This window comes from Fictibacillus nanhaiensis (genome assembly GCF_049537595.1).
Taxonomy (GTDB): domain Bacteria; phylum Bacillota; class Bacilli; order Bacillales; family Fictibacillaceae; genus Fictibacillus; species Fictibacillus nanhaiensis_F.
In genome coordinates this window covers 1969890-1996495 of record NZ_JBMULM010000001.1, presented here as the reverse complement: position 1 = coordinate 1996495, position 26606 = coordinate 1969890, and the positions used below count along the sequence as shown (strand labels likewise).

25 protein-coding genes and 1 other annotated feature are annotated in these 26606 nt (G+C 40.4%); all 25 genes read left to right on the top strand.

Translation table 11 applies throughout. The features are described from left to right. Nucleotides 1-28: 28 nt before the first annotated feature. A complete protein-coding gene (gene ftsA / locus ACOZ9X_RS10025) occupies nt 29-1312 on the top strand; it encodes a cell division protein FtsA (RefSeq protein ID WP_423418019.1) in 1284 nt (427 codons plus the stop codon). Nucleotides 1313-1344: 32 nt separating this feature from the next. After that, complete coding sequence (gene ftsZ, locus ACOZ9X_RS10020; protein ID WP_423418018.1) at nt 1345-2529, top strand: cell division protein FtsZ; 1185 nt, start codon at nt 1345-1347, stop codon at nt 2527-2529. A 699-nt stretch (nt 2530-3228) separates the two neighbouring features. Next, nucleotides 3229-4140, top strand: a complete 912-nt coding sequence (gene spoIIGA, locus ACOZ9X_RS10015; RefSeq protein ID WP_423418017.1) for a sigma-E processing peptidase SpoIIGA — start codon at nt 3229-3231, stop codon at nt 4138-4140. 52 nt (nt 4141-4192) lie between these two features. Then, complete coding sequence (sigE, locus tag ACOZ9X_RS10010; protein ID WP_137789730.1) at nt 4193-4915, top strand: RNA polymerase sporulation sigma factor SigE; 723 nt, start codon at nt 4193-4195, stop codon at nt 4913-4915. A gap of 121 nt (nt 4916-5036) precedes the next feature. Beyond that, nucleotides 5037-5819, top strand: coding sequence for an RNA polymerase sporulation sigma factor SigG (sigG, locus tag ACOZ9X_RS10005; protein ID WP_066240567.1), 783 nt, complete (start codon nt 5037-5039; stop codon nt 5817-5819). A gap of 93 nt (nt 5820-5912) precedes the next feature. Next, the gene (locus ACOZ9X_RS10000) at nt 5913-6197 is read left to right on the top strand and encodes a YlmC/YmxH family sporulation protein (RefSeq protein ID WP_066289211.1); all 285 of its coding nucleotides are present in this window, start codon (nt 5913-5915) and stop codon (nt 6195-6197) included. A gap of 73 nt (nt 6198-6270) precedes the next feature. Continuing rightward, entirely contained in the window at nt 6271-7092 is an 822-nt protein-coding gene (pgeF, locus tag ACOZ9X_RS09995) for a peptidoglycan editing factor PgeF (protein WP_423418016.1), read from the top strand. A gap of 8 nt (nt 7093-7100) precedes the next feature. Next, a complete protein-coding gene (locus ACOZ9X_RS09990) occupies nt 7101-7781 on the top strand; it encodes a YggS family pyridoxal phosphate-dependent enzyme (protein WP_423418015.1) in 681 nt (226 codons plus the stop codon). A 12-nt stretch (nt 7782-7793) separates the two neighbouring features. Next, nucleotides 7794-8216: a cell division protein SepF gene (locus ACOZ9X_RS09985; protein WP_423418014.1), complete on the top strand. Its 423-nt coding sequence runs from the start codon at nt 7794-7796 to the stop codon at nt 8214-8216. 25 nt (nt 8217-8241) lie between these two features. Continuing rightward, nucleotides 8242-8517, top strand: coding sequence for a YggT family protein (locus ACOZ9X_RS09980; protein ID WP_225218836.1), 276 nt, complete (start codon nt 8242-8244; stop codon nt 8515-8517). A 9-nt stretch (nt 8518-8526) separates the two neighbouring features. Next, complete coding sequence (locus tag ACOZ9X_RS09975; protein ID WP_423418013.1) at nt 8527-9300, top strand: RNA-binding protein; 774 nt, start codon at nt 8527-8529, stop codon at nt 9298-9300. A gap of 76 nt (nt 9301-9376) precedes the next feature. Beyond that, entirely contained in the window at nt 9377-9880 is a 504-nt protein-coding gene (locus ACOZ9X_RS09970; protein WP_191753676.1) for a DivIVA domain-containing protein, read from the top strand. Between the two features lie 45 nt (nt 9881-9925). Further along, nucleotides 9926-10151 (top strand) — a binding site (T-box leader). A gap of 93 nt (nt 10152-10244) precedes the next feature. Then, nucleotides 10245-13007, top strand: coding sequence for an isoleucine--tRNA ligase (gene ileS / locus ACOZ9X_RS09965; protein WP_423418266.1), 2763 nt, complete (start codon nt 10245-10247; stop codon nt 13005-13007). 323 nt (nt 13008-13330) lie between these two features. Continuing rightward, complete coding sequence (gene lspA / locus ACOZ9X_RS09960; protein WP_423418265.1) at nt 13331-13816, top strand: signal peptidase II; 486 nt, start codon at nt 13331-13333, stop codon at nt 13814-13816. After that, entirely contained in the window at nt 13803-14717 is a 915-nt protein-coding gene (locus ACOZ9X_RS09955; protein WP_423418012.1) for an RluA family pseudouridine synthase, read from the top strand. Before lspA ends, ACOZ9X_RS09955 begins: the two co-directional genes overlap by 14 nt. 196 nt (nt 14718-14913) lie before the next feature. Continuing rightward, complete coding sequence (gene pyrR / locus ACOZ9X_RS09950) at nt 14914-15456, top strand: bifunctional pyr operon transcriptional regulator/uracil phosphoribosyltransferase PyrR (protein ID WP_066393489.1); 543 nt, start codon at nt 14914-14916, stop codon at nt 15454-15456. A gap of 182 nt (nt 15457-15638) precedes the next feature. Next, a complete protein-coding gene (locus ACOZ9X_RS09945; RefSeq protein WP_423418011.1) occupies nt 15639-16958 on the top strand; it encodes a solute carrier family 23 protein in 1320 nt (439 codons plus the stop codon). Nucleotides 16959-17085: 127 nt separating this feature from the next. Beyond that, nucleotides 17086-18006, top strand: coding sequence for an aspartate carbamoyltransferase catalytic subunit (locus ACOZ9X_RS09940; RefSeq protein ID WP_423418010.1), 921 nt, complete (start codon nt 17086-17088; stop codon nt 18004-18006). Then, the gene (locus ACOZ9X_RS09935; RefSeq protein WP_423418009.1) at nt 17981-19273 is read left to right on the top strand and encodes a dihydroorotase; all 1293 of its coding nucleotides are present in this window, start codon (nt 17981-17983) and stop codon (nt 19271-19273) included. Before ACOZ9X_RS09940 ends, ACOZ9X_RS09935 begins: the two co-directional genes overlap by 26 nt. Next, nucleotides 19270-20367 carry a carbamoyl phosphate synthase small subunit gene (locus tag ACOZ9X_RS09930; protein ID WP_423418008.1) on the top strand — a complete coding sequence of 366 codons (1098 nt, stop codon included), beginning with the start codon at nt 19270-19272 and terminating at the stop codon, nt 20365-20367. Before ACOZ9X_RS09935 ends, ACOZ9X_RS09930 begins: the two co-directional genes overlap by 4 nt. Then, nucleotides 20360-23566 carry a carbamoyl-phosphate synthase large subunit gene (gene carB / locus ACOZ9X_RS09925; protein WP_423418007.1) on the top strand — a complete coding sequence of 1069 codons (3207 nt, stop codon included), beginning with the start codon at nt 20360-20362 and terminating at the stop codon, nt 23564-23566. Before ACOZ9X_RS09930 ends, carB begins: the two co-directional genes overlap by 8 nt. Next, nucleotides 23563-24333 carry a dihydroorotate dehydrogenase electron transfer subunit gene (locus ACOZ9X_RS09920; RefSeq protein WP_423418006.1) on the top strand — a complete coding sequence of 257 codons (771 nt, stop codon included), beginning with the start codon at nt 23563-23565 and terminating at the stop codon, nt 24331-24333. The genes carB and ACOZ9X_RS09920 overlap by 4 nt, the downstream gene beginning before the upstream one ends. Next, the gene (locus ACOZ9X_RS09915) at nt 24330-25268 is read left to right on the top strand and encodes a dihydroorotate dehydrogenase (protein WP_423418005.1); all 939 of its coding nucleotides are present in this window, start codon (nt 24330-24332) and stop codon (nt 25266-25268) included. The genes ACOZ9X_RS09920 and ACOZ9X_RS09915 overlap by 4 nt, the downstream gene beginning before the upstream one ends. Beyond that, nucleotides 25241-25975, top strand: a complete 735-nt coding sequence (pyrF, locus tag ACOZ9X_RS09910) for an orotidine-5'-phosphate decarboxylase (RefSeq protein ID WP_423418004.1) — start codon at nt 25241-25243, stop codon at nt 25973-25975. The genes ACOZ9X_RS09915 and pyrF overlap by 28 nt, the downstream gene beginning before the upstream one ends. After that, entirely contained in the window at nt 25944-26582 is a 639-nt protein-coding gene (pyrE, locus tag ACOZ9X_RS09905; protein ID WP_423418003.1) for an orotate phosphoribosyltransferase, read from the top strand. Before pyrF ends, pyrE begins: the two co-directional genes overlap by 32 nt. Nucleotides 26583-26606 lie beyond the last annotated feature (24 nt).

The window sequence follows — 26606 nt, the reverse complement described above, 5'->3', positions numbered from 1 at the left end:
TGGATGAAAGGTAAGGAGGTGCCACAGAATGAACAGCAATGAAATTTATGTAAGTTTAGACATCGGTACATCCAATATTAAAGTGATCATTGGAGAAATGACTAGTGAGTCCTTTAATGTTATTGGTGTTGGCCATGCAAAATCAGCTGGAATCAGAAAAGGTTCCATTGTAGATATTGACGAAACTGTTCGTTCCATAAGAAAAGCCGTAGAGCAAGCAGAAAGAATGTTAGGTATTCCAATCAATGCTGTAATCGTAGGTGTAAAAGGAAACCATATTCAACTTCAGCCATGCCACGGTGTAGTTGCGGTATCAAGAGAAGACCGAGAGATCGGTGATGAAGACATCGCTAGAGTAATAGAGGCAGCTCAGGTTATGTCAGTGCCTCCAGAACGCGAAATTATAGATGTGATTCCTCGACAATTTATTGTTGACGGTACAGATGAGATTATTGATCCTCGAGGTATGTTAGGTGTTCGCCTTGAGATGGAAGGAACAGTAATAACTGGTTCCAAGACAATCTTACATAATTTATTACGTTGCGTAGAACGAGCTGGACTTACAGTGGCGGACATTTGTTTAGAGCCATTGGCAACATCATCGATTGCACTTTCACGTGATGAGATGGAGCTTGGTGTAGCACTGATCGATATTGGTGGAGGTTCTACTACACTATCTGTTTTTGATCAAGGAACCATGCAGTTAACATCCGTTCTTCCTGTTGGTGGAGACTTTATCACAAAAGATATATCCATCGGATTAAGAACGTCTGCTGAAGATGCAGAAAAGATTAAGCTGAAGCATGGTCATTCTTTTGTGGATTATGCATCAAAAGATGAGACATTTACAGTATCGCAAATTGGATCTTCACAAGAACAAGAAATCTCGCAATACGAACTTTCGTTAATAATTGAAGCTCGTATGGCTGAAATATTTGAGATGATTGATGATGAATTGCATCAGCGCGGATATTCGGAACTGCCAGGCGGTTTTGTTATTACAGGCGGAGTTGCTGCAATTCCAGGAGTACTTGAACTCGCTCAAGATATCTTCCAGCAGAACGTACGCGTTTCATTGCCGGATTATATAGGGGTTAGAGAACCGAAGTTTACAGCGGGAGTTGGATTAATTCAATTCACTCACAAAAATATTAAAGTTCAAGGAAAAGAAGTTGCTACTGCGTTAGTTGATAACGCTGGAGAACCTTTACCTAAAAAGAAGCAACAATCCAGCCAAAAATCGGGACAAGAAAAACAATCCGGTGGCATGAAATCAAAAGTCAAAGACTGGTTTGGTTTATTTTTCGAATAACATTAAGGAACTAGTCATTAGGAGGAACGCTCATGTTAGAGTTTGATATGAATATGGATCAATTGGCGACAATTAAAGTTATTGGTGTTGGTGGCGGCGGAAGTAACGCTGTTAACCGTATGATCGAACACGGTGTACAAGGTGTAGAATTTATTTGTGTGAATACAGATGCACAAGCTTTGAATCTATCAAAAGCGCCTGTAAAAATGCAGATCGGAACGAAATTAACAAGAGGACTAGGTGCAGGTGCGAATCCTGATATCGGTAAAAAAGCTGCTGAAGAAAGCCGCGAGCAGATCGAAGAGGCACTCAGCGGTGCTGATATGGTCTTTGTAACAGCTGGTATGGGTGGCGGCACAGGTACTGGTGCAGCACCTGTAGTCGCAGAGATCGCTAAAGATCTTGGTGCCCTTACAGTTGGTGTTGTCACAAGACCTTTCACTTTTGAAGGCCGTAAGCGTTCTACGCAAGCGGTAGGTGGAATCTCTGTATTAAAAGAAAAAGTTGATACATTGATTGTTATCCCGAATGATCGATTATTAGAGATCGTAGATAAAAACACTCCGATGCTTGAAGCTTTCCGTGAAGCGGACAATGTTCTTCGCCAAGGTGTACAAGGTATTTCTGATTTGATCGCAGTACCAGGATTGATCAACCTTGACTTTGCCGATGTAAAAACGATCATGACTGAACGAGGTTCTGCACTTATGGGTATTGGTGTAGGTACTGGTGAAAACCGGGCTGCTGAGGCTGCGAAAAAAGCCATTTCATCTCCACTTCTTGAAACATCTATCGATGGAGCAAAAGGTGTATTGATGAACATTACAGGTGGAGCAAACTTGAGCCTATATGAGGTGAACGAAGCCGCAGATATCGTTTCATCTGCTTCAGATCCTGAAGTAAACATGATCTTTGGTTCCGTAATTAACGAAGAACTAAAAGATGAGATTCTAGTTACGGTTATCGCAACTGGATTTGATGAAACTGAAAAGATGGTTAACAACCAACAGAGAGCTGAGCGTCCTAGAATGCAACAAGCTCCAACATCGAATCAGTCTCATTCGTCTCAAACTCAATCACAACCACAAAACCAGTCTCAAGGGCAATCTCGAGAAGAGAGCCAAGAATCAAGAAATACTTCTTACACGAATGCTGATTCAGATACGCTTGATATTCCAACATTCTTGCGTAACCGCAGCCGTAACAGAAGAAGATAAATACAAAAATGAAAGCATGTTCTCTATTTTAGAGAGCATGCTTTTTTGTTTTTGCAAAAAACCTCTTCCTTAGTACAGTTCCATATTCAATGTTGCTTATGTTAGTAGTTAATCTCCGCTCCAGGTTGCACGCTTTCAACGGGGCAGGCGGTGAGCCACATTCGTAACGTTTCACTTTTATGTGTCTCACCTGACCGCCAGTCCCACAGGAGTCTCGCAACTTCCACTCCAATCAACTTGACAATGAAGAGTTACAAATCTTTTTTTAGTAACAAGCTTTTTGAAAGAAGCCATATTAAAACAGCTTTTCTAAAGTACTAGAGGCATTTTTGAGAAGAAGATTGTTGCTATCAATAGTTTTTGAAAAATGCTTCAATGAGTAGTTAATTGGAGAGGAAGGGCGAGACTCCTGCAGGATGAGTGGGACAGGTGAGACCGTTCAATGACGCAAAGCGGCGAATGGGCTCACCGCACACCCTGCGGAAAGCGAGTCTGCATCGGAAATTAACCTCCTTCATGAACAACAATGTAAAAGCATACAGTTTTTTGTCATATTCTTGTCCGAAAAGCGTATATCTAACATATAAGTTATTTTGACAAAAATAGAGAAAATAAGAACTTTACTTCTCTCATAAACTGACAGACTTTCAAACAACCTATACGTTATACTGATTTCAAATTTAAGAAAGGAGAAAACCAATGACCCTTTATTTGGATGTCATTTGGTTTCTTAATTTCTGCATTGATTATGTTCTAATCTCTCTGACAGCGTATGTGCTCAAGCGCAATGCATCGAAAAAGAGAATCCTATCTGCTTCTTTATTAGCATCAAGTTATGTGTTTTTAGTAATCTTTCCAGAACTAATGTTATTTTCACAGCCAATCATGAAATTTATCCTATCCATTTTTATTATGATTGTGGCGTTTGGCTTTAAGCGTTTCAAGTTTGTCATGAAAAATCTTGCCATGTTTTATTTTGTTTCTTTTGTGACGGGTGGAGGTATTTTCGGTCTTCATTATTTTATGCAAAGTGATGCTGTGATTATGAATGGTGTTATCACGACAAAAAGTTCAGGAATGGGTGACCCGATCAGCTGGCTGTTTGTAGTAGCAGGTGTTCCTCTTCTTTGGTACTTTTCAAAGAAAAGAGTAGATGATATTTCTGTGGAAAAAATGGATTCCAACAGTCTTGTCAAAGTTACTATCAAAATAGACCAGATTTTGATCTCTGCAAATGGACTTATTGATACCGGTAATAAATTATACGATCCTATTTCTAAAATGCCTGTCATGATCCTTGATATGAACAAACACGGTGATTCTTTTCCGGAGATCATTCGAAATGCTGCCAAAGACGTTCTTGCAATGAATACAGATGACAATGAGCAACCATGGCTGAACAGACTTCGAATCGTACCTTACCGTGCAGTAGGACATCAACAGTTTTTAGCTTGTTTAAAACCAGATGCCGTAGAAATAGAAAAGGATGGAGTATCGATAGCATCCCCGCAGTGTCTCATAGGTTTGAGTTGGACAGTATTATCTAGCGAAGGTCAGTTTGATGCTATCGTTCATCCAAAGATGTACCTGCAACATGTACAAGCGTCCTAACAAAGCGATACGTGAAAGAATTTTAAGAAGATAATGTGAAAGGGGAGTTAACATGTTTAATAAGTGGCGTTTAAAAATGACGATGTACTGGTATAAGTTACTATTCAAGTTGGGGCTGAAGTCAGATGAGATTTATTATATTGGTGGAAATGAAGCTTTACCCCCTCCGCTTAGTAAAGAAGAAGAAGCGGTTCTGCTTGAAAAGCTTCCTTCTGGTGACCAGGCTGCCAAATCTCTTTTGATCGAAAGAAACCTTCGTTTAGTCGTATACATTGCACGAAAGTTTGAGAACACAGGGATCAACATTGAAGATTTAATCAGTATCGGAACGATCGGCCTTATAAAAGCAGTAAACACGTTCAATCCAGAAAAAAAGATCAAGCTCGCGACCTATGCATCAAGATGTATTGAGAACGAGATCTTGATGTATTTACGCCGTAACAACAAGACCCGGTCAGAAGTTTCGTTTGATGAACCGTTAAATGTGGATTGGGATGGGAACGAACTTTTGCTATCTGATGTTCTTGGGACAGAAGATGACATTATAACGCGCAGAATTGAGGCAAATGTAGATCGTAAACTTTTATTAAAAGCACTATTTACTTTAAACGATCGTGAAAAACAGATCATGGAACTTCGCTTCGGTCTTTCGGGAGGCGAAGAAAAAACACAAAAAGATGTAGCAGATATGCTCGGAATTTCTCAGTCTTATATTTCAAGACTGGAAAAGCGGATCATAAAGAGACTTCAAAAAGAATTTAATAAAATGGTTTAACACATATTGAATATAGCTTTTGATCAGTTCTTACCGTTTTCTGTAAAATAACAATTGCATAAATTTCCCTCCGTTCGGTGATACTTAATTTGAAATTAGCTCCCGGCAGGAGGGAAAAGACTTGACAAGAAATAAAGTTGAGATTTGCGGAGTTGACACATCAAAGCTTCCTGTTTTAAAAAATCCAGAGATGCGTATTCTTTTTGATAAGATGCATAAAGGTGATCCTGATGCACGCGAAACTTTGGTTAACGGAAACCTCAGGCTCGTTCTGAGTGTCATTCAACGGTTCAACAACCGCGGAGAGCATGTAGATGATTTATTTCAAGTAGGGTGTATCGGGCTGATGAAGTCCATAGACAATTTTGATCTAGGTCAGAATGTTAAGTTTTCAACCTATGCAGTTCCGATGATTATTGGTGAGATTCGCCGATATCTTCGAGACAATAACCCAATAAGAGTTTCCAGAAGCTTAAGGGATATCGCATATAAAGCACTGCAAGTTCGAGATCAGCTTATGAACAAACTATCTCGGGAGCCAACGGCACAACAGATTGCAGAAGCTCTAGATGTACCAAAAGAAGAAGTTGTCTTTGCACTTGATGCCATTCAAGATCCAGTTTCACTATTTGAACCGATCTACAATGATGGTGGTGATCCGATATTTGTAATGGATCAAATCAGCGATGATAAAGCAAAAGACATGCAGTGGATTGAGGAGATTGCTTTAAAAGAAGGAATGCGCCGCTTGAATGATAGAGAAAAGATGATCTTAACGATGCGTTTCTTTCAAGGAAAAACGCAAATGGAAGTCGCCGATGAGATCGGAATTTCACAGGCGCAAGTATCGAGACTTGAAAAAGCAGCAATCTCACAGATGAATAAAAACATCCAAAGCAGCTAAAACCCGTATTCACGGGTTTTTTTTTATTTTTGGACAGAAACATGAAATAGCTTTGTCCTTCATATACTGAAAGAAGAAAGGCGGGAATCGTAGATGAATAAAATATCAGATTTTCAAGTGAAAGATGTGGTTAACGTAGCAAATGGAAAAAAGCTCGGTCATATAGCTGATCTTGAAATCAACTTAAATACAGGAAAGATAGATGCGATCATCATCCCTGGTGCTGGAAAGATGCTTGGTTTTTTTGCAAGAGAGAACGACATCGTGATACCTTGGCGAAATATTGTTAAGATCGGTGCAGATGTTATTCTTGTAAGACATATGGAAGCTAGCGAATTAAATGAATATGTTAAAGAACCGTTTGATCAATTGAAATAAACGGTTCTTTTTTCTTTCTGGCTTTAAATTGTGGTAAAATAAAGATAAAACTTTCCAGGAGGAGTACATACTTATGAACACATTTGAACGATCTGGAAAGCATCTTGCAATACAGACCTGGCATAAGATAAATTCTAAGGTTATTGCTGGTTTCACAACACGTGAAGGCGGGAATAGTACAATGCCCTTTCATTCTATGAACATGGGTTTTCATGTGAATGATGATCCAGATACGGTTCGGGAAAACCGCATATTATTTTCAGATGACATCCGTTTTCCGGTTGAAAATTGGGTAGGTTCTAAACAAGTTCATGCTGAAAATATTGTAAAGGTATCTAAAGAAGACAGAGGAGCAGGTTCTTTAGATTTTGATACGGCAATTCCTGATGCAGATGGATTATATACATCAGATGAAAACATCCTTTTAACGTCACTGTATGCGGACTGTGTACCTCTCTATTTTTTTTCGCCGAACGATAACTTGATCGGACTCGCACACGCGGGATGGAAAGGCACAGTTGCAAAAATCGGTCCAGCAATGATCAAAACTTGGCAAGATAAAGAGAATGTTGACGTTAACGCGGTATTAGCCGCAATTGGTCCTTCAATAGGGCATTGCTGTTATGAGGTAGATGATCGAGTAATTAATGAAGTAAATGTAGCATTAGGTGGAGATACAGAAGACACCGTTTATAAGAAGAATGCAGCAGGAAAGTATCAATTAAACTTGAAAAAACTAAATGAAATCCTTCTCTTAAGAGCTGGAGTACTACCTGAAAATATTATCGTTTCAGATCAATGTACGAGCTGTCAAAATGACGTGTTCTTTTCACATCGTAAAGACAGAGGCAAGACGGGAAGAATGATGAGTTATATAGGCAGGAAAGGGGATTAATCAAGAAATTGGGTATCAAAGAAAACAAAGAACATATATTAAATGAAATTCAAAAAGCATGCGAGAAAAAAAACAGATCTTTAAAGGGCGTTAATTTGATCGCTGTGACGAAATATGTAAGTAATGAAACAACGAGAGCGGCTGTTTCAGCAGGTATTGAACATATTGGTGAAAACAGGATAGAAGGACTGCTATCCAAAAAAGAATTTTTGAAAGACACGTCAGTTAAATGGCACTTTATCGGAACTCTGCAAACTAGAAAAGTAAAAGATGTGATCGAGCATGTGGATTATATCCATTCATTAGACCGTTTAAGCTTAGCGAGTGAGATTCAAAAAAGAGCAGAAAAGACCATTTCTTGCTTTGTACAAGTTAACGTAGCAGAAGAAGATTCCAAACATGGTTTGCCAGTAAAAGATGTGGTCGCTTTTGTCGATAAATTAAAAGACTACGATCGTATTAAGGTTGTCGGACTTATGACTATGGCACCTTTTACTGATGATGAATCCTTAATCAGAAACGTGTTTTCTACATTAAAGCAACTTCAATTGGAAATACAGAAACAAAAAATGGTTCATGCTCCATGTACTGAACTATCTATGGGAATGTCTAACGATTTTTCAATTGCTGTTGAAGAAGGTGCAACATTTATTAGAATAGGGACGAGTTTAGTAGGAAAAGAATTTTAGGAGGTGGTACAGATGGGAATTAAAACAAAATTCAAGCGATTTTTTGATCTGGAAGACGATTATGAGTATGAAGAGGAATTTGAGGAAGAATCGATGCCTGAAGAAGAAGAAATCACACCTTCCCATACAAAAAAAGGGAAACCGAACGTTGTAAGTCTTCAAAGTATTCAACAACAAGTTAAAGTTGTTCTTGTAGAACCTCGTGTATATGCAGAAGCTCAAGATATCGCAGATCAATTAAAGAATCGGCGAGCTGTTGTTATGAATTTACAAAGAATTCCGCATGATCAAGCAAAAAGAATCGTAGACTTCTTATCAGGGACTGTTTATGCAATCGGTGGTGACATACAAAAGCTAGGGCCGAATACATTTTTATGTACTCCTGAAAATGTTGATGTTTCCGGAACGATTTCAGAAATGATGGAAGAAGATTAAATCAGGCAGGTGAAAATTATTGAATATGATCTATGCAGTTGAAGACGTAGTACTAACTCTTATTCAGATCTACTACTACATGATTATCGGGTACATACTATTATCTTGGTTTCCAAACGCTCGTGAGTCATCCATCGGTCAAGTGATCGCTAGACTCGTTGAACCATATCTATCTCCTTTTCGAAAGATTATTCCGCCACTTGGCATGATTGATCTTTCACCAATCGTAGCTTTAATGGCACTGCACTTTGCTCGTTTTGGTGTATCGGCGATCGCACAGATGATAGCTCGCTCACTTTAGGAGATAAATATGAGTATCTATCAGCATTACAGACCAGAAGAGCATGAATTTGTGGATCGGGTCTTGCACTGGAAGTCGGAGGTGCTCGAGAGATATAGTCCGAGATTGACGGACTTTCTTGATCCGAGAGAACAGGAAATCGTAAAAACCATCGTTGGTAACGATACAGAAGTCCGCCTCTCTTTATGGGGAGGCTCTTCTTTTTCTGAACGGAAGAGAGCATTGATCTATCCGGATTATTTTGAAGCTCAGAACGAAGATTTTCAATTAGTATGTTATAACATTCAGTATCCTGCTAAATTCTCTACGATTGAACACCGAGATGTTTTAGGTGCTTTAATGAACATCGGTGTTAAAAGAGGGAAGTATGGTGATATTTTAATTTCAGGAGATCGTGTTCAATTCATTTGTGCATCTGAGATCTCTGGATTTATTGAATTGAACTTAACGAAAGTCGGTAAGACGGGTATTACGTTACATACTATTCAAGAAGATGAACTAGCAGAAGTAAAGATTGAATATAACGAAAAGAGCGGGACCGTATCTTCACTAAGACTAGATGTGGTTGTCGCTGAAGTGTACAACCTTTCACGTGCAAAAGCATCCCCTTTGATTCAAGGAGGTCGGGTTAAGCTCAATCATAAGATCGTTGAGCATGTTTCAACTGAAATGATGGAAGGTGATGAGCTCTCAGTAAGAGGATTCGGCAGGAGTAAACTCATCGCGATCGAGGGAACGACCAAGAAAGAAAAGTGGCGTATCCGTTACGGACTTTTAAAATAATTTCCTTAAATAGAAGGAATGACGGAAAATTTGTCGAAATTAGGTAAAAAATAATGCATCAATGGAGGTGGCCGTTGTGCCTTTAACACCACTGGATATTCATAACAAAGAATTCACAAGAGGTTTCAGAGGGTATAGTGAAGATGAAGTGAATGACTTTTTAGATCAAGTCATCAAAGATTATGAAACAGTGATCCGAGAAAAGAAAGAACTAGAGGAAACGGTAGCGAACCTTGAAGAAAAGATCTCTTATTTCAAAAACATTGAGGAAACTCTGAATAAGTCAATTCTGATTGCTCAGGAAACAGGGGAAGAAGTAAAACGAACAGCAAATAAAGAAGCTCGTTTAATTGTTAAAGAAGCTGAAAAAAATGCGGATCGAATCATTAACGAGTCGCTATCTAAATCTCGAAAGATCTCAATGGAAATCGATGAATTAAAGAAACAGTCTTCTGTTTACCGAACGCGTTTCAAAATGTTGATCGAAGCTCAACTTGAAATGTTAAAGAACGATGACTGGGATTCTTTGAATGCACCAGATAATCTTGAAGGCTATGAACTTCAAGAAGTAAAGTCGTAAGCTTGACATTACTTTGAAAAATCGCATATACTTTTCTAAGATTAATATGTGACGAAGACGGGGACAGTAAATTACTTTTATCTATTCAAGCGATCTAGGAAATGGTGCGAGCCTAGTATAGAGAAGTATTCGAAGATCACCCTTGAGTTCTTGGACTGAAAAAAGCAGTAAGTTCAGGCGCTTCATCCACGCTACGGATGACTAAGCGGGTTTCGTGTTTTTATACGAACCTATTAGGGTGGTACCGCGGGATAACCTTCTCGTCCCTACTGTTAGCAAGCAGTAGGGGCGAGAAGGTTTTTTTGTTTTTACATGGTACTTTTGGTCATCTGTCACGTTTTATCGTAATGAAGGAGGAAAGATGATGAATTATAAAGACACGTTATTAATGCCGAAAACAGAGTTCCCGATGCGAGGAAATCTTCCTCAAAGAGAACCTGTTGTTCAAGACAAGTGGAAAGAACTAGACATCTACAATTTGGTGTTAGAAAATACGAAGGATTTACCTCCGTTTATCCTGCATGATGGACCACCGTATGCCAATGGTGATATCCACATCGGACACGCAGAGAATAAAATTTTAAAAGATATCATCGTGCGCTTTAAATCGATGACAGGTCACTATGCTCCTTACGTTCCTGGTTGGGATACTCACGGGCTGCCGATCGAAACAGCACTAACAAAAAGCGGAAAAGTAAAACGCAAAGAACTAACAGTTGCAGAGTTCCGTAAGCTTTGTGAAGAGTATGCGCTGAAACAAGTCGATCATCAACGTGAGCAGTTTAAACGTCTAGGTGTTCGTGGAGATTGGGAAAACCCATATATCACGTTAGATAAAGGTTACGAAGCTCGACAGATCGAAGTATTTGGCGAAATGGCCAAAAGAGATCTGATCTACAAAGGTTTAAAACCCGTATATTGGTCTCCTTCATCAGAATCTGCATTAGCAGAAGCAGAGATCGAGTACCAAGATAAACGTTCAGCTTCTATCTATGTTGCATTTGATGTAAAGGATGGAAAAGGTGTTCTTGATACAGATGAAAAACTTGTAATCTGGACAACGACTCCATGGACGATTCCTGCAAACTTAGGAATCTCTGTTCATCCAGAATTAGATTATGTTTCTGTTCAAACGGAAAATGGAAAATATGTTGTTGCTGAAGCACTATTAGAATCACTAACGAAAGAATTTGAGTGGGATCAAGTTGAAGTAGTAAAACGCTTTAAAGGTGCTGACATTGAGCATGCTGTAGCTAGTCATCCTTTATATGACCGTGATTCACTAGTCATGCTTGGCGACCATGTTACGACGGATGCAGGTACTGGTTGTGTTCATACAGCTCCTGGTCACGGTGAAGATGACTTTTTAGTAGGGAAAAAATACGGATTAGAAGTATTGTGTCCTGTTGATGACAGAGGTGTTATGACGAAAGAAGCACCTGGATTTGAAGGATTGTTCTATGATGAAGCGAATAAGCCGATTACTGAACAATTACAAGAAAAGGGTGCTCTACTAAAGCTTTCATTTATCACACACTCTTATCCGCATGATTGGAGAACGAAAAAACCGGTAATCTTCCGTGCAACTGCTCAATGGTTTGCTTCGATTAAAGGAATCCGTGAAGATATGCTTCGTGCGATTGAAGAAGTTAACTGGGTTCCAACTTGGGGTGAAACACGTTTACACAACATGATCAAAGACCGTGAAGACTGGTGTATCTCTCGTCAAAGAGCTTGGGGTGTTCCAATTCCAGTCTTTTACGGCGAAGATGGTGAAGCAATTCTTACAGAAGAAACAATTAGTCACGTTGTAGAATTGTTCAGAGAGCATGGATCAAACATTTGGTTTGAAAGAGAAGCAAAAGATTTACTTCCGGAAGGATTTACTTCTCCTCATAGCCCGAATGGCCGATTCTCTAAAGAGACAGATATCATGGACGTTTGGTTTGATTCGGGTACATCTCACTGGGGTGTTCTTGAAGAGAGAGAGAATTTAGTAAGACCTGCAGATCTTTATCTTGAAGGATCTGACCAATATCGTGGATGGTTTAACTCTTCTCTTTCTACATCTGTTGCAATCACTGGTAAAGCTCCTTACAAAGCTGTCTTGAGCCATGGTTTCGTTCTAGATGGAGAAGGACGTAAGATGAGTAAGTCAATCGGTAATACATTAGATCCGATCAAGGTGATGAAGCAGCTAGGTGCAGATATCATCCGTTTATGGGTATCGTCTGTTGATTATCAATCAGACGTACGTGTATCAGACGACATCTTAAAACAAGTTGCTGAAGTATACCGTAAAATCAGAAATACACTTCGTTTCTTGTTAGGTAACTTGCATGGATTTGATCCGAAACAGCATTCTGTAAAATTTGAAGATATGCCAGATCTTGAAAAATACATGATGGTTAAACTTGATAAAGTAGTAGCTAAAGTTAAAAAAGCTTACGAAGAATATCAGTTTATCACGGTATATAATACGATTCACAACTTCTGTACGATTGAGTTAAGTTCGTTCTATCTAGATATGGCAAAAGATACTTTATATATTCAAGCAGAAGACGATCATAAACGCCGCAGCATCCAAACTGTGCTTTATCAATCACTAATGGCACTTACTAAGCTTTCTGCTCCTGTTCTTTCTCATACAGCTGATGAAGTATGGGAATACATTCCGGGCGCTGAAGAAGTGAGCGTACAATTAACAACAATGCCAGAAGTGCAGAACTACCAAGGTACTGAAAAGCTTGAAAAAGACTGGGATGTATTCATGGATGTTCGTGATGAAGTATTAAAAGCACTTGAAGAAGCAAGAAGCCAAAAAACAATTGGTAAGTCACTAACTGCTTCAATCACTCTTTATCCGACCGAAGCTTTAAAACCTTGGCTTGAGTCTGTAGAAGACTTGAATAAGTTATTTATCGTTTCTAAAGCTGAAGTTGGAGGAGTGAAGTCAGAAGCTCCTGAATCGGCTGGTGTGTATGAGCATGTCGCTGTTTCAGTTAGCTCTGCAGAAGGTGAAACATGCGAACGCTGCTGGGTTGTTTCGGAAGATGTTGGACAGAACGAGAGCCATCCAACGCTTTGTGCAAGCTGCGCAGAGATCGTTGAAAAGCACTACGCTTAAAAGCATCAGTTTTTTAAACAGATAAATCTATAAAAGTTTTTGTACTTTGTTTTTCTTCTTTGAAAGTTGATCGGAGTGTAAGGTGCGAGACTCCTGCGGGACGAGCGTAGCGTCAAGGGGCTCACCGGTCGCCCCGCGGAAAGCGAAGCAACCTGAAACGGAGATCAACTACTTACAAGAGCATCAAAGTTAACTCAAACTATTTAATCCCGCATTTTGCGGGATTTTTGTTTGTTATAGTGTACTTCATTGATGTTAGACACAAATTAAATTGTAGAACGTCCGATGGCTGTGCTACAATTCATAAAGACATTAATTTCTGTATCGGAGGAGTTCTATTGTTTTATTATCTTGTAGCTTTGCTCATCTTGATAATCGACCAAGTGACAAAGTGGCTAATCGTAAAGAATATGGAATTAGGGCAATCTATTCCTGTTATTGATCAAGTATTCTACATAACCTCTCACCGAAACAGGGGGGCTGCATTCGGTATTTTGCAAGATCAGCGATACTTTTTTATTGTTGTAACGGTAATAGTTTTAGGGGCAATCGTTTATTATCTACAAAAGCACGCACATGATACATTGCTCAAAACAGCACTTGCTTTAGTATTAGGTGGAGCTGTTGGAAACTTTACTGACCGTTTGCTTCGCGGTGAAGTTGTTGATTTTCTAAATGTTTACATCGGCAGCTATGACTTCCCGATTTTTAATGTGGCTGACTCAGCACTCGTTGTAGGTGTTGGTTTGATTTTTATTCAAAGTTTTATGGAAAGCAAAAAGAAGGAGCCAGAAAATGAACAAATTTGAATATGCGGTAACTCCTGAACAAGCAGGAAACCGTATTGATAAAGTTTTATCTGATGTACAGGATGATTGGTCACGTTCACAGATTCAAAACTGGATCAAGGATAAGATCGTATTGTTAGAAGGAAAACCCGTGAAGTCTAATTATAAATGTGTAGCTGGAGATCTCATCGAGATTGATATTCCAGAACCTGAAGTATTAGATGTTGTACCAGAAGAGATGAATCTGGACATCGTGTATGAAGATTCTGATGTGCTTGTGGTAAATAAGCCACGCGGGATGGTCGTTCACCCCGCACCTGGGCATTATAGTGGAACACTAGTAAACGGTCTAATGGCACATTGTAAAGACCTTTCTGGAATAAATGGTGTACTTCGTCCAGGAATTGTTCACCGTATCGATAAAGACACTTCTGGTCTATTGATGGTTGCAAAAAATGATAAGGCACATGAATCGCTGGTTGATCAGCTTAAAGCAAAAACAACAACTCGTGTTTATAAAGCAATCGTTCATGGAGTAATGCCACATGACCAAGGTACGATCGATGCTCCAATCGGAAGAGACAAAAGTGATCGTCAAAAAATGACCGTAACCGATGAAAACAGCCGAGATGCTGTTACACATTTTAATGTGATCAAACGATTTACGAATTACACGTTTGTGGAATGTCAGCTAGAAACAGGGCGTACACACCAAATTCGTGTTCATATGAAATATATTGGATTCCCATTAGCCGGAGATCCGAAGTATGGTCCTTCAAAGACACTTCAAATTGAAGGTCAAGCGCTTCATGCACAAACTCTAGGGTTTGATCATCCTAGTACGGGTGAATATATGGAATTTGAACGAGAAATTCCTGATGATATGAATGAACTATTAGATCTGTTAGAGAAAAGAAGTTGACAAACGTTTAAGGGTTTGTCATAATCAATATAACTTAAATAGTCCTTTAACTTTAGTCCCGTGAGGCTGAGAAGGAAACGTTTTTTATGAGAATTCTTATTTAGGATTTCTCTATCCTCTCGTCATGCGTGACGGGAGGATTTTTTTTTTGGAACTAACGGTTAAAGGCAACAAGTTCTAAAAGGAGGGTTAGTTTATGTCAAAAACTGTATTAATGGATGACCAAGCAATCAGAAGAGCACTTACTCGGATCGCGCATGAGATTATCGAGCGAAATAAAGGAGTTACAGACATCGTATTAGCTGGCATAAAGACCCGTGGGGAATTTCTTGCAAAGCGCCTAGCTGAACGTATCGAACAGATTGAAGGGAACGCTGTTTCAGTAGGTGTCATTGATATCACATTGTACCGAGATGATCTTAAGATCAAAACGGATAATTCTGAACCTGAAGTAAAAGGAACGGATATTCCGGTTGAAGTGACAGACAAAAAGATTATCCTAGTAGATGATGTGCTTTACACAGGAAGAACAGTAAGAGCTGGAATGGATGCCATCATGGATCTTGGACGAGCTTCTAATATACAGCTTGCGGTTCTCATTGACAGAGGACATAGAGAGCTTCCGATTCGAGCGGATTATGTTGGGAAGAATGTTCCAACATCGAGTGAAGAAATCATCTCCGCTTCTTTAATAGAAGTAGATGGTTTCGATGAAGTATCAATCTCAACAACTAAATAAGTCCCTTTAAATTCAGTCCAGAGAGGCTGGCAAGGGAGGTACATATCAAGTGGCACGATTCGTGTACACTTGTGCCTCCGCGGCCTCTTTTGCAAAAAGCAGAAGAGGTTTTTTTATTGCAAAGAGCTGAAAACTCTACATCCTTTGCAAAAATAAGTGTTACCAATCAGGAGGTCAATAATATGGAAAACCAAACAAAAGCGATTTTAGATGTACATGATAAACCATCACCGGTTCAGTGGTTAACGTTGAGCTTGCAGCACTTATTCGCCATGTTTGGTGCTACAGTGCTAGTACCATTCTTAGTAGGTCTTCACCCAGGTGTGGCACTCGTATCAAGTGGACTTGCAACGCTAGCTTATCTTTTAGTAACAAAAGGACAAATTCCTGCTTATCTTGGATCAAGTTTTGCCTTTATTACACCGATCTTAACGGTAAAAGCTTTTGGAGGGCCAGAAGCAGCCATGCTCGGAAGCTTTTTAGCGGGTTTAGTCTACGGAGTGGTAGCTCTTTTGATCAAAGGATTCGGTTTTAAGTGGCTGATGAGAGTGTTGCCACCTGTAGTAGTAGGTCCGGTTATCATCGTAATCGGTTTAGGATTAGCAAATGTAGCAGTGGGCATGGCGATGAACGATCCGGCAACAGAAAAATATAGCTTGATGCACTTTACGGTAGCCTTATTTACTCTCGGAGTAACCATCGTTTGCTCGATCTTCTTCAGAGGAATTTTAGGAATTATCCCGATTCTGATCGGAATCATAGCAGGCTTTGCCTTTGCATACTTCAGAGGAATCGTAGATTTTTCAAAAGTAGCAGAAGCAAAATGGATTCAAGCTCCAGATTTCTTCGTACCTTTTGTAAACTATACACCTGACTTTACGTGGAGCATCGCAATGATCATGATGCCAGTGGCTGCGGTTACGATAGCAGAACATATCGGACATCAGCTCGTGCTTTCAAAAGTAGTCGGGCGAAACTTTATTGAAAAGCCAGGTCTTCATCGTTCGATCTTAGGCGATGGAATGGGTGTAATCATCGGTTCATTAATCGGAGGTCCTCCGGTAACTACGTATGGGGAAAATATAGGAGTGTTAGCGATCACGCGCGTCTATTCCGTCTTCGTGATCGGAGGAGCAGCGGTAACGGCCATTCTGTTCGGATTCTCTGGAAAAGTAACAGCGTTGATCAGTACGATTCCTACAGCCGTCATGGGAGGGGTATCCATCCTATTATTCGGAATCATCGCTTCATCAGGTTTACGCATGTTAGTAGACAACAATATCGATTTTGGAAACAAAAGAAACTTGATCATCTCATCCGTGATCTTGGTAACAGGAATTGGTGGAGCAGCATTAAAGATTAATGCAAACTTTGAGATTGCAGGTATGGCATTAGCAACGCTTATCGGTATCGTCTTAAACTTGGTGCTCCCAGGGCGAGAGAATGACAAAGATCTCATAAACAAAATGTTCAAAACAAACGATAACGACACAGCCGCATAAAACACCTTTTAACTAAGTACGAGAGACTTAAAAGGGTGACGACATGAGAGGAACGATATTCTTCTTCTGTTAAGAGCACCCTGAAAAACTTCAGGGTGCTATTTTTATGTCAAAAGGAGAGATTAGAATGAACCATTTACTAACGATGAATGAGTTATCGATCAAAGACATTCAGTTCATATTGCGAAAAGCAGAAGAGTTTAAAAGCGGAAAGCATGATGAGGTCTTCAATCAAAAGTTGATCGCGAATTTATTTTTTGAGCCAAGTACAAGAACAAGGTTCAGTTTTGAAGCTGCAGAACACAGACTTGGCATGAAACCTTTAAACGTAGAAGTTAACGGTTCCTCCGTGCAAAAAGGAGAGACGCTTTATGATACGTTACGAACGCTAGAGGAAATAGGCGTGGAGGCATTTGTTATCAGGCATCCTGAAGATCGCTATTTCGATGGCTTAGCTGAAAAAATAAATGTTCCGATCATCAACGCAGGCGATGGCTGTGGCAATCACCCTACTCAATCTCTGCTAGATCTCTTAACGATTCAACAAGAATTCATCGTACTACAGGGATTAACGGTTGTAATCGTAGGCGACATCCTACATAGCCGTGTTGCTCGCTCAAACGCAGAAGTCCTTAAAAAGATGGGAGCTAGAGTATTATTTTCTGGACCAGAAGAATGGTTCGTAGATGAATGGATAGAAGACTTCATCCCAATGGATGAGGCAGTCGAAGTAGCTGATGCTCTTATGATGCTCAGAATACAACACGAAAGACACAGTGCTTCTATGAATCTCGCGAAAAAAGATTATCATCAGCAATATGGACTAACGGTTGAACGAGAGAAAAGGATGAAAGCACACAGCATCATCATGCATCCAGCCCCTGTAAATCGAGGCGTTGAACTAGCGGATGAACTTGTAGAGTGTGAACGTTCAAGAATATTTAAGCAAGTACAGAATGGTGTTTTTATACGAATGGCGGTTTTGAGATGGGCATTGAATACGAATCAGGAGGCTATTAACGATGAGCTACTTATTGAAAAACGCTAGAATCCTTGACGGAAACAACAATCTTGTGAAAACAGATATCTTAATTTCGGATAACAAAATTGAAAAGGTAGAGAAAGATATCGCGATAAATGATCATGAAGTGCTTGATATAGCAGGAAAGTTAGTAACTCCAGGGTTTGTAGATCTGCACGTTCACTTAAGAGAACCTGGCGGGGAACATAAAGAGACGATCGCATCAGGAACGAAAGCAGCGGTAAAAGGTGGATATACAACACTTGCTGCGATGCCAAACACGAGACCTGTACCAGATAGTAAAGAAACATTAGAACTGGTACAGAAAAAAATCAAAGACACAGCAAACTGCAGAGTACTTCCTTATGCATCGATCACAACAAGACAGATCGGAAGTGAGCTGACCGACTTTGAAAAGCTCCTAGCGGGAGGCGCATTCGCTTTTACGGATGATGGTGTAGGAGTCCAATCAGCGGGTATGATGCTTAACGCGATGAAGGAAGCAAATCGCTATGGAGCTGTCATCGTAGCACATTGTGAAGACAACACCCTTCTTCCTAAAGGAGGCGCGTTCCACGAAGGTGATTTTACAAAGCAGGAAAATTTGCCGGGAATTCCATCTGTTAGTGAATCTGTCCACATCGCACGTGATGTACTGCTCGCAGAGGCAGCAGATGCAAGATATCATGTTTGTCACGTGAGTACGAAAGAATCCGTTCGAGTCATAAGAGATGCCAAATCCGCAGGAATTAAAGTAACAGCAGAAGTAACACCCCATCACTTGATCTTATGCGATAAAGACATTAAGGCTAACGATACACACTATAAAATGAATCCGCCGTTAAGAAGTGAAGCTGATCGAGAGGCATTAATAGAGGGACTAAAAGATGGCACGCTAGATTTTATCGCAACGGACCATGCACCACATAGTGCAGAAGAGAAAGCACAGAATGTTGAACTTGCACCTTTTGGAATCGTGGGGTTGGAAACAGCTTTTCCCCTTTTATATACAGAGCTTGTTGTGAAAAAGAAATTATTCACGCTGCAAGAACTTGTGGACAAGATGACCAAGAAGCCTTCTGAAAGCTTTAATCTGCCATACGGCACACTTGAAGAAGGTTCACTTGCAGATCTTACAATCATCGACCTAGAAAAAGAAGAAACAATCAAAGCTAAGGATTTTGTCTCTAAAGGACAGAATACACCGTTTGACGGCTGGAACTGTATAGGATGGCCGGTTGCGACCATTTTTGATGGAAAGCTTGTTTATCAACGAGAGGAGAGTTTAGTATGAAACGTTACTTAATATTAGAAGATGGAACGATTTTTAACGGATTGGCTTTTGGTTCACAACGTGAATCGAGTGGTGAGGTTGTATTCACAACAAGTATGACTGGATATCAAGAAGTGATGACAGATCCCTCATATTGTGATCAGATTATCTGCTTCACGTATCCACTAGTAGGAAACTATGGAATCAACCGTTCAGATTATGAATCGATCCGTCCTGCAACGAGTGGAATCATTGTGAATGAACATGCTGAGTTTCCAAACCATCATGAAGGGATGCAATCTTTAAGCAGCTGGCTGACAGCCAAAGATATTCCTGGTTTATATGGCATTGATACACGTAAACTTACAAGAAAAATCCGACAGCATGGAACGTTAAAAGGCAGAATGACAAATTCTATTGAAAATGCTGAAGAAATAATAAAGAACTTGAATGCGGGAGAACGAATAACGAATCAAGTGACAAAAGTATCAACAAAAACACCTTATCATTTACCCAATAGCGGTCATCGAGTAGTAGTCGTAGATTTCGGGGTGAAAAGCGGAATGTTACGCGAGTTGTCTAGAAGATTGTGTGATGTGATCGTTGTTCCACACAACACATCTGCAGCAGATATTATCCGCCTTCAACCGGATGGTGTGCTCTTGAGCAACGGACCTGGAGATCCAAAAGATGTTCACTCAGCAATTACGATGATTCAAGAGCTATTAAAAAATAACATCCCAATCTTAGGGATCTGCTTAGGTCATCAGCTGTTAGCTCTTGCTTGTGGTGCTGATACTGAAAAGCTGAAGTTTGGACACCGAGGATCGAACCATCCAGTAAAAGACCTTGAGACTGGAAAAATTGCGCTCACTTCTCAAAACCATGGATATGCCGTAACAGAAGCATCTCTACAAAATTCAGAGCTCGTTCTAACACACAAAGCCGTTAACGATGGAACGGTGGAAGGATTGAAACATAAAGTAAAACCAGCGTTTTCGATTCAATATCATCCAGAAGCTTCACCTGGACCACAAGACTCGAATCCGATCTTTGATGACTTCATGAACATGATAAAAACAACGAAGAAAGAAGGTTTGATGCAATATGCCTAAACGACATGACATCCGAAAAATTCTAGTGATTGGTTCTGGACCGATCGTAATTGGACAAGCTGCAGAATTTGATTATGCAGGGACACAGGCTTGCCAAGCCTTAAAAGAAGAAGGATATGAAGTTGTTTTAGTAAACTCTAATCCTGCAACAATCATGACTGATCCTAATATGGCGGATAAAGTTTATATCGAACCATTAACTCTTGAATTTGTATCGCGCATCATACGTCAAGAACGTCCTGATGGACTCTTAGCTACATTAGGTGGACAGACAGGTCTGAATCTTGCCGTTGAACTTTTCAACTCAGGTGTTCTAGAAGAATACAACGTGGAACTATTAGGTACTAAACTTCCTTCTATTCAACAAGCAGAAGATCGTGATTTATTTAGAGAATTGATGAGAGAGTTGAACGAGCCAGTTCCTGAAAGTGCAATCGTTCATAACATGGAAGAAGCAAGAGCATTCGTTGCTGAGAACGGCTTTCCGGTAATTATCCGTCCTGCGTTTACACTTGGTGGGACAGGTGGCGGAATCGTGACAAATGAAGAAGAGTTCTTAGAGATCACGCCATCTGGTTTACACGCGAGTCCTGTAGGACAAGTATTGATCGAAAAAAGTATCGCAGGATTCAAAGAGGTTGAATATGAAGTGATGCGAGATAAGAACGATACGGCAATCGTTGTGTGTAACATGGAAAACATTGACCCGGTAGGAATTCACACGGGTGATTCCATCGTCGTAGCACCAAGCCAAACACTTACGGATAGAGACTATCAGCTTTTACGAAACGCCTCTTTAAGAATTATTAGAGCGCTGAAAATTGAAGGCGGTTGTAACGTACAGCTCGCTTTAGATCCTGAAAGCTCACAATATTATGTGATCGAAGTAAACCCGCGTGTTAGCCGTTCATCAGCTCTTGCTTCAAAAGCGACAGGGTATCCAATCGCGAAGCTAGCAGCAAAGATCGCAGTTGGCTACACACTCGATGAGATCAAAAACCCAGTGACCGGAACTACCTATGCATGTTTTGAGCCAGCACTAGATTATATCGTTTCAAAGATTCCAAGATGGCCGTTTGATAAGTTTGAAGGAGCGAACCGTAAGCTTGGGACACAGATGAAAGCGACCGGAGAAGTGATGGCGATCGGCCGTAACTTCGAAGAGTCCCTTTTAAAAGCGGTACGATCTCTTGAAATTTCAGCTTTTCACCTTGATGTGAAAGAGAAAAACTTAACAGAATCTGACGTTCAAGAAAAAATCTTGAGAGCAGATGATGAAAGGTTGTTCTACATCGCTGAAGCCCTAAGAATGGGAATTACGGTAGAGCAGATACACGAATGGACAAAGATTGACTATTTCTTCTTAGAAAAGCTTCACGGCATCATTCTTTTAGAGAAACGAGTAAAAGAACGCAAAAAAGATTCAGTCATCTTAAAAAAAGCAAAAGAAAAAGGATTCAGCGATCGTTGGATTGCACAAGCATGGGAAATGGACGAGTATGATCTGTATCAGTTCCGTTTGAACGAGAGAATCAAGCCAGTCTTCAAGATGGTAGATACGTGTGCTGCTGAGTTTGAGTCAGCCACTCCTTATTATTATGGAACGTATGCAGAAGAAGATGAATCTATCATCACAGACAAAAAGAGTGTGGTCGTTTTAGGATCTGGTCCGATCCGAATCGGACAAGGCATTGAGTTTGATTATGCGACCGTTCATACAGTGTGGGCGATTCAAGAAGCAGGGTATGAAGCTATCATCATCAATAATAATCCAGAAACGGTTTCTACAGACTTTAGTATGTCAGACAAGCTGTATTTTGAACCGCTAACGGTAGAAGATGTTATGCATGTGATCGACCATGAGAAGCCAGAAGGTGTTATCGTACAATTCGGTGGACAAACAGCGATCAACTTATCAGAAGAGCTTGAAAGAAGAGGAATTAAGATTCTTGGCACATCACTAGACAGCATGGACTTAGCTGAAGACAGAGAGCGATTTGAACAAGTGATGAAACAATTAGAGATTCCGCAACCGGCTGGAAAAACGGCGTTCTCCGTTAAGGATGCCGTGACCATCGTAAATTCGATCGGATATCCTGTTCTCGTTCGACCATCATACGTGCTTGGTGGCAGAGCAATGGAGATCGTTTACCAAGAAAGCGAACTTCTTCAATATATGGAGAACGCAGCTAAAGTAAATCCTGATCATCCGGTATTAGTCGATCGATATCTTGAAGGAAAAGAGATCGAAGTTGATGCGATCTCAGACGGAAAAGATGTTTTCATCCCAGGAATGATGGAGCATATTGAGCGTGCAGGTGTTCACTCTGGAGACTCGATCGCAGTCTATCCTCCTCAAACGTTGCCTGAAGAGATCAAGCAGAAGATCATTGACAGAACAATTTCAATCGCAAAAGGTTTAAAGATCATCGGACTCTTGAACATCCAGTTCGTTTGGCACAAGAATGAAGTGTATGTGCTTGAGGTGAATCCGCGCTCAAGCCGAACTGTACCTTTCTTAAGCAAGATCACAGGTGTACCGATGGCGAACGTTGCTACAAAAGTCATTCTAGGTGAAGATCTAGTAAGTCAAGGATACGGAACGGGTTATCAGAAAGAAGCAGAAGAAGTTTCAGTTAAGGTTCCTGTGTTCTCGTTCGCAAAACTACGTCGAGTGGATACGTATTTAGGACCTGAGATGAAATCAACGGGTGAAGTGATGGGAAGAGATAAGAACCTTCAAAAAGCACTCTATAAGGGCTTGATCGCTTCAGGTATGAAAATACCAACACACGGTACGGTACTCTTTACAGTGGCAGATAAAGACAAAGAAGAAGCACTAGAGATGGTGAAAAGGTTTTACGAGATCGGCTACACGATCATGGCAACGGAAGGAACGGCGAGCATCATTGAACAAGAAGGAATTCCAGTTGATGTTGTTGGCAAGATCGGATCTGAAGGAAGAAATCTCCTAGATGTGATCCGTAAAGACGAAGCGCAGTTTGTCGTTAACACGTTAACAAAAGGGAAGATTCCGGCGAGAGATGGATTCCGCATTCGAAGAGAATGCGCAGAGAACGGAGTCGTATGTCTAACAAACTTAGATACATCTGTCGCTCTATTAGAAGTACTAGAGTCTATCTCGTTCTCAGCACACGCGCTTTCAGCATTCACAAAAAAAGATAAGGTGCTCGTATGAAGAAGCACTTGTTGAACATTACATCAAATATAGAAATCGCGAGAAATATATTTGAGATGAAATTGACTGGCCCTGGTGTAGAAAGCATGACTACACCTGGTCAGTTTCTCCATGTCTCAGTAGGAAATCAATCTTCAAAATTATTACGCAGACCACTTTCGATCTGTGATGTAGATCTTGAACGAAAAGAAGTAACACTCTTGTACCGTGCGCAAGGAGAAGGTACGAAACAGCTCAGTCTTAAATCAGCTGGGGAAGTAGTAGACGTATTGGGCCCGCTAGGTAACGGATTTGAACTCGCTGAAAATGATCATAACAAAAAGGCACTACTCATCGGGGGAGGAATCGGTGTACCACCTCTATATTACCTTGGTAAACATCTTAAGAAAAAAGGAATAGAAGTTACTTTTATTTTAGGTTATCAATCGATTGAAGACAGCTTTTACATTGAAAAGTTTAATGAGATCGGTGAAACCATCGTGACTACTGTTGATGGATCTCTTGGAATAAAAGGCTTTGTAACAGACGCGATGATGAACGTTGTTGAAGATGAACCGGTCATCTATTCTGTAGGACCAGCGATCATGCTTAAAGCGGTAGAACAGAGAGCGGTTGGTCTTCGGGGATATCTTTCATTAGAAGAACGGATGGGTTGTGGAATCGGCGCATGTTTTGCCTGTGTATGCCCAACCGAAGCGAGAGAATCAGGATATGTAAAAATCTGCAGTGATGGACCGGTATTTAAGATGGGGGAGGTTGTACTATGACTAGGCTGCATGTTTCGTTGCCAGGATTAAATATGAAAAATCCTATTCTTCCTGCATCAGGCTGTTTTGGATTCGGAAAAGAATATGCCAAGTGGTATGACTTAAGTTTACTAGGAGGTATTACGATAAAAGCAGCTACTCTTGAGGGACGTTTCGGCAACCCTACCCCTCGAGTAGCTGAAACAGAAAGCGGAATGCTAAATGCTATAGGGCTTCAGAACCCAGGCGCACAGAAAATTTTAGAGAATGAAATCCCGGCGTTGGCACCTTTTAATATCCCGATATTAGCGAATATAGCGGGTTCAACAGAAGAAGAGTATATCGAAGTGACAAGGCAGATCTCATCCTCGCCTCTAGTGTCTGCTGTAGAGCTCAATATTTCGTGTCCGAATGTGAAAGAAGGCGGAATCCAGTTTGGTACACACTACAGATCTGCAGCTGATCTGACAAGAAAAGTGAAAGCTGTATCAGAAAAGCCCGTTTATGTGAAGCTTTCGCCAAATGTCTCTAACATTGTTGAGATGGCACAAGCAGTAGAAGACGCAGGGGCTGATGGCCTTTCGATGATCAATACTCTAGTTGGAATGAAATTAGATTGGAGAACAGGTAATCCAATATTAGCTAACAAGACGGGTGGACTTTCAGGGCCAGCCATAAAACCTGTAGCTATTCGTATGATCTACGAAGTAAGTCAAAAGATATCACTTCCGATTATCGGTATGGGCGGAGTAAGCACAGCCGAAGATGTACTTGAAATGATGTCTGCTGGTGCATCAGCTGTTGCAGTCGGTACAGCAAACTTTGTAAACCCTTATGTTTGTCCCGAGATCATAGACCAACTTCCTAAACTGCTAGACGAGATTGGCGTAGAAAATATTAGTGAGATGATAGGAAGGAGTACAAAGCAATGGAAAACCCCGTTATCATCGCGTTAGATTTTAATGATGCAGATCAAGCTAAATCCTTTTTATCAAACTTTGAAGGACATTCTCCTTATGTAAAGGTTGGTATGGAGCTTTTTTATGCGGAAGGAAATTCTTTTATCAAATGGCTAAAAGAAAGAAACTTTCGTATCTTCCTAGATTTAAAGTTACATGACATCCCGACAACGGTTCATAAAGCCATGAAGGTACTCGGTGGACTGAACATTGACATGGTGAATGTTCATGCTGCAGGCGGAACTCAAATGATGAGAGCTGCAAAAGAAGGTCTACTAGCAGCTGGTGCTCATCATACAAAATTAATTGCTGTTACACAGCTTACAAGTACAACAGAAAAAGTATTGAACGATGAACTCTTAATTAAGAATGTTGGTATGAAAGAGTGTGTGACTCATTATGCGATTCTTGCGAAAAAGGCAGGGTTAGATGGTGTCGTTTGCTCTGTGCAAGAAGCTATGAAGATCAAGGATGTTTGCGGAAAGAACTTTTTGACTGTAACGCCAGGAATACGTCCGAGCGGCTCTAATACTCATGATCAAGCTCGGGTTGCGACACCAAGAGAAGCTGCGTTAAAAGGCTCAGATTATATGGTGATCGGCAGAAGTATCACACAATCAGAAACACCCGTTAGAACGTATTCTCAAATACTACATGAATGGAGAGATAGTCATGAAAACAACAACTTCCCAACATTTGCTTAAAATTGAAGCCGTAACTTTGTCGCCTGAAAATCCATACACATGGTCTTCTGGAATGAAATCTCCCATTTATTGCGATAATCGATTGATTATTGCGTATCCAGAGATTCGCAAACAAGTAGCAGGAGAGCTTTCCGCGTTAATAGAGAAGCATTATCCGGAGGCTGATCTTATCGCCGGAACTGCAACTGCAGGTATTCCTCACGCAGCATTCGTAGCTGATCAGATGGAATTACCGATGTGTTACGTAAGATCGAGTGCGAAAGCTCATGGAAAAACGAATCAGATCGAAGGGTTAACGGATAAAAGTAAGAAGGCAGTAGTTGTTGAAGACTTGATCTCAACCGGCAAAAGCTCGATTCAATCTGTACTTGCTCTTCGTGAAGCAGGGATAGAAGTGCTCGGTGTTGTTGCCATCTTTAGTTATGGTCTGAAAAAGGCAGATGTAGCACTCGGTGAGTTGGATATTTCTTTTCAAACCGTAACAAACTTTAGTACATTAATAGAGGAAGCACAAGAAAGCGGAAAGATAAGTGACCAAGGGCTTTCTTTATTAAAAGAATGGCAACAAGACCCAGAACATTGGGGAGCTGCCTCTTTTTCCAAATAGTTTTCCTAAAGGAGAATACATTTT

Bases quoted from the DNA above. Each gene is read 5' to 3' on its own strand.
- ACOZ9X_RS09945 (WP_423418011.1), top strand. From the start codon at position 15,639: ATGGAAAACCAAACAAAAGCGATTTTAGATGTACATGATAAACCATCA.
- ACOZ9X_RS09940 (WP_423418010.1), top strand. From the start codon at position 17,086: ATGAACCATTTACTAACGATGAATGAGTTATCGATCAAAGACATTCAG.
- pyrF (WP_423418004.1), top strand. From the start codon at position 25,241: ATGGAAAACCCCGTTATCATCGCGTTAGATTTTAATGATGCAGATCAA.
- ftsZ (WP_423418018.1), top strand. From the start codon at position 1,345: ATGTTAGAGTTTGATATGAATATGGATCAATTGGCGACAATTAAAGTT.
- ACOZ9X_RS09955 (WP_423418012.1), top strand. From the start codon at position 13,803: ATGAACAAATTTGAATATGCGGTAACTCCTGAACAAGCAGGAAACCGT.
- ACOZ9X_RS09930 (WP_423418008.1), top strand. From the start codon at position 19,270: ATGAAACGTTACTTAATATTAGAAGATGGAACGATTTTTAACGGATTG.
- ACOZ9X_RS09985 (WP_423418014.1), top strand. From the start codon at position 7,794: ATGGGAATTAAAACAAAATTCAAGCGATTTTTTGATCTGGAAGACGAT.
- pyrE (WP_423418003.1), top strand. From the start codon at position 25,944: ATGAAAACAACAACTTCCCAACATTTGCTTAAAATTGAAGCCGTAACT.
- ACOZ9X_RS09915 (WP_423418005.1), top strand. From the start codon at position 24,330: ATGACTAGGCTGCATGTTTCGTTGCCAGGATTAAATATGAAAAATCCT.
- ACOZ9X_RS09975 (WP_423418013.1), top strand. From the start codon at position 8,527: ATGAGTATCTATCAGCATTACAGACCAGAAGAGCATGAATTTGTGGAT.
- ACOZ9X_RS09920 (WP_423418006.1), top strand. From the start codon at position 23,563: ATGAAGAAGCACTTGTTGAACATTACATCAAATATAGAAATCGCGAGA.
- ileS (WP_423418266.1), top strand. From the start codon at position 10,245: ATGAATTATAAAGACACGTTATTAATGCCGAAAACAGAGTTCCCGATG.
- ACOZ9X_RS10000 (WP_066289211.1), top strand. From the start codon at position 5,913: ATGAATAAAATATCAGATTTTCAAGTGAAAGATGTGGTTAACGTAGCA.
- ACOZ9X_RS09980 (WP_225218836.1), top strand. From the start codon at position 8,242: ATGATCTATGCAGTTGAAGACGTAGTACTAACTCTTATTCAGATCTAC.
- pyrR (WP_066393489.1), top strand. From the start codon at position 14,914: ATGTCAAAAACTGTATTAATGGATGACCAAGCAATCAGAAGAGCACTT.
- ftsA (WP_423418019.1), top strand. From the start codon at position 29: ATGAACAGCAATGAAATTTATGTAAGTTTAGACATCGGTACATCCAAT.
- spoIIGA (WP_423418017.1), top strand. From the start codon at position 3,229: ATGACCCTTTATTTGGATGTCATTTGGTTTCTTAATTTCTGCATTGAT.
- ACOZ9X_RS09935 (WP_423418009.1), top strand. From the start codon at position 17,981: ATGAGCTACTTATTGAAAAACGCTAGAATCCTTGACGGAAACAACAAT.
- sigE (WP_137789730.1), top strand. From the start codon at position 4,193: ATGTTTAATAAGTGGCGTTTAAAAATGACGATGTACTGGTATAAGTTA.
- pgeF (WP_423418016.1), top strand. From the start codon at position 6,271: ATGAACACATTTGAACGATCTGGAAAGCATCTTGCAATACAGACCTGG.
- carB (WP_423418007.1), top strand. From the start codon at position 20,360: ATGCCTAAACGACATGACATCCGAAAAATTCTAGTGATTGGTTCTGGA.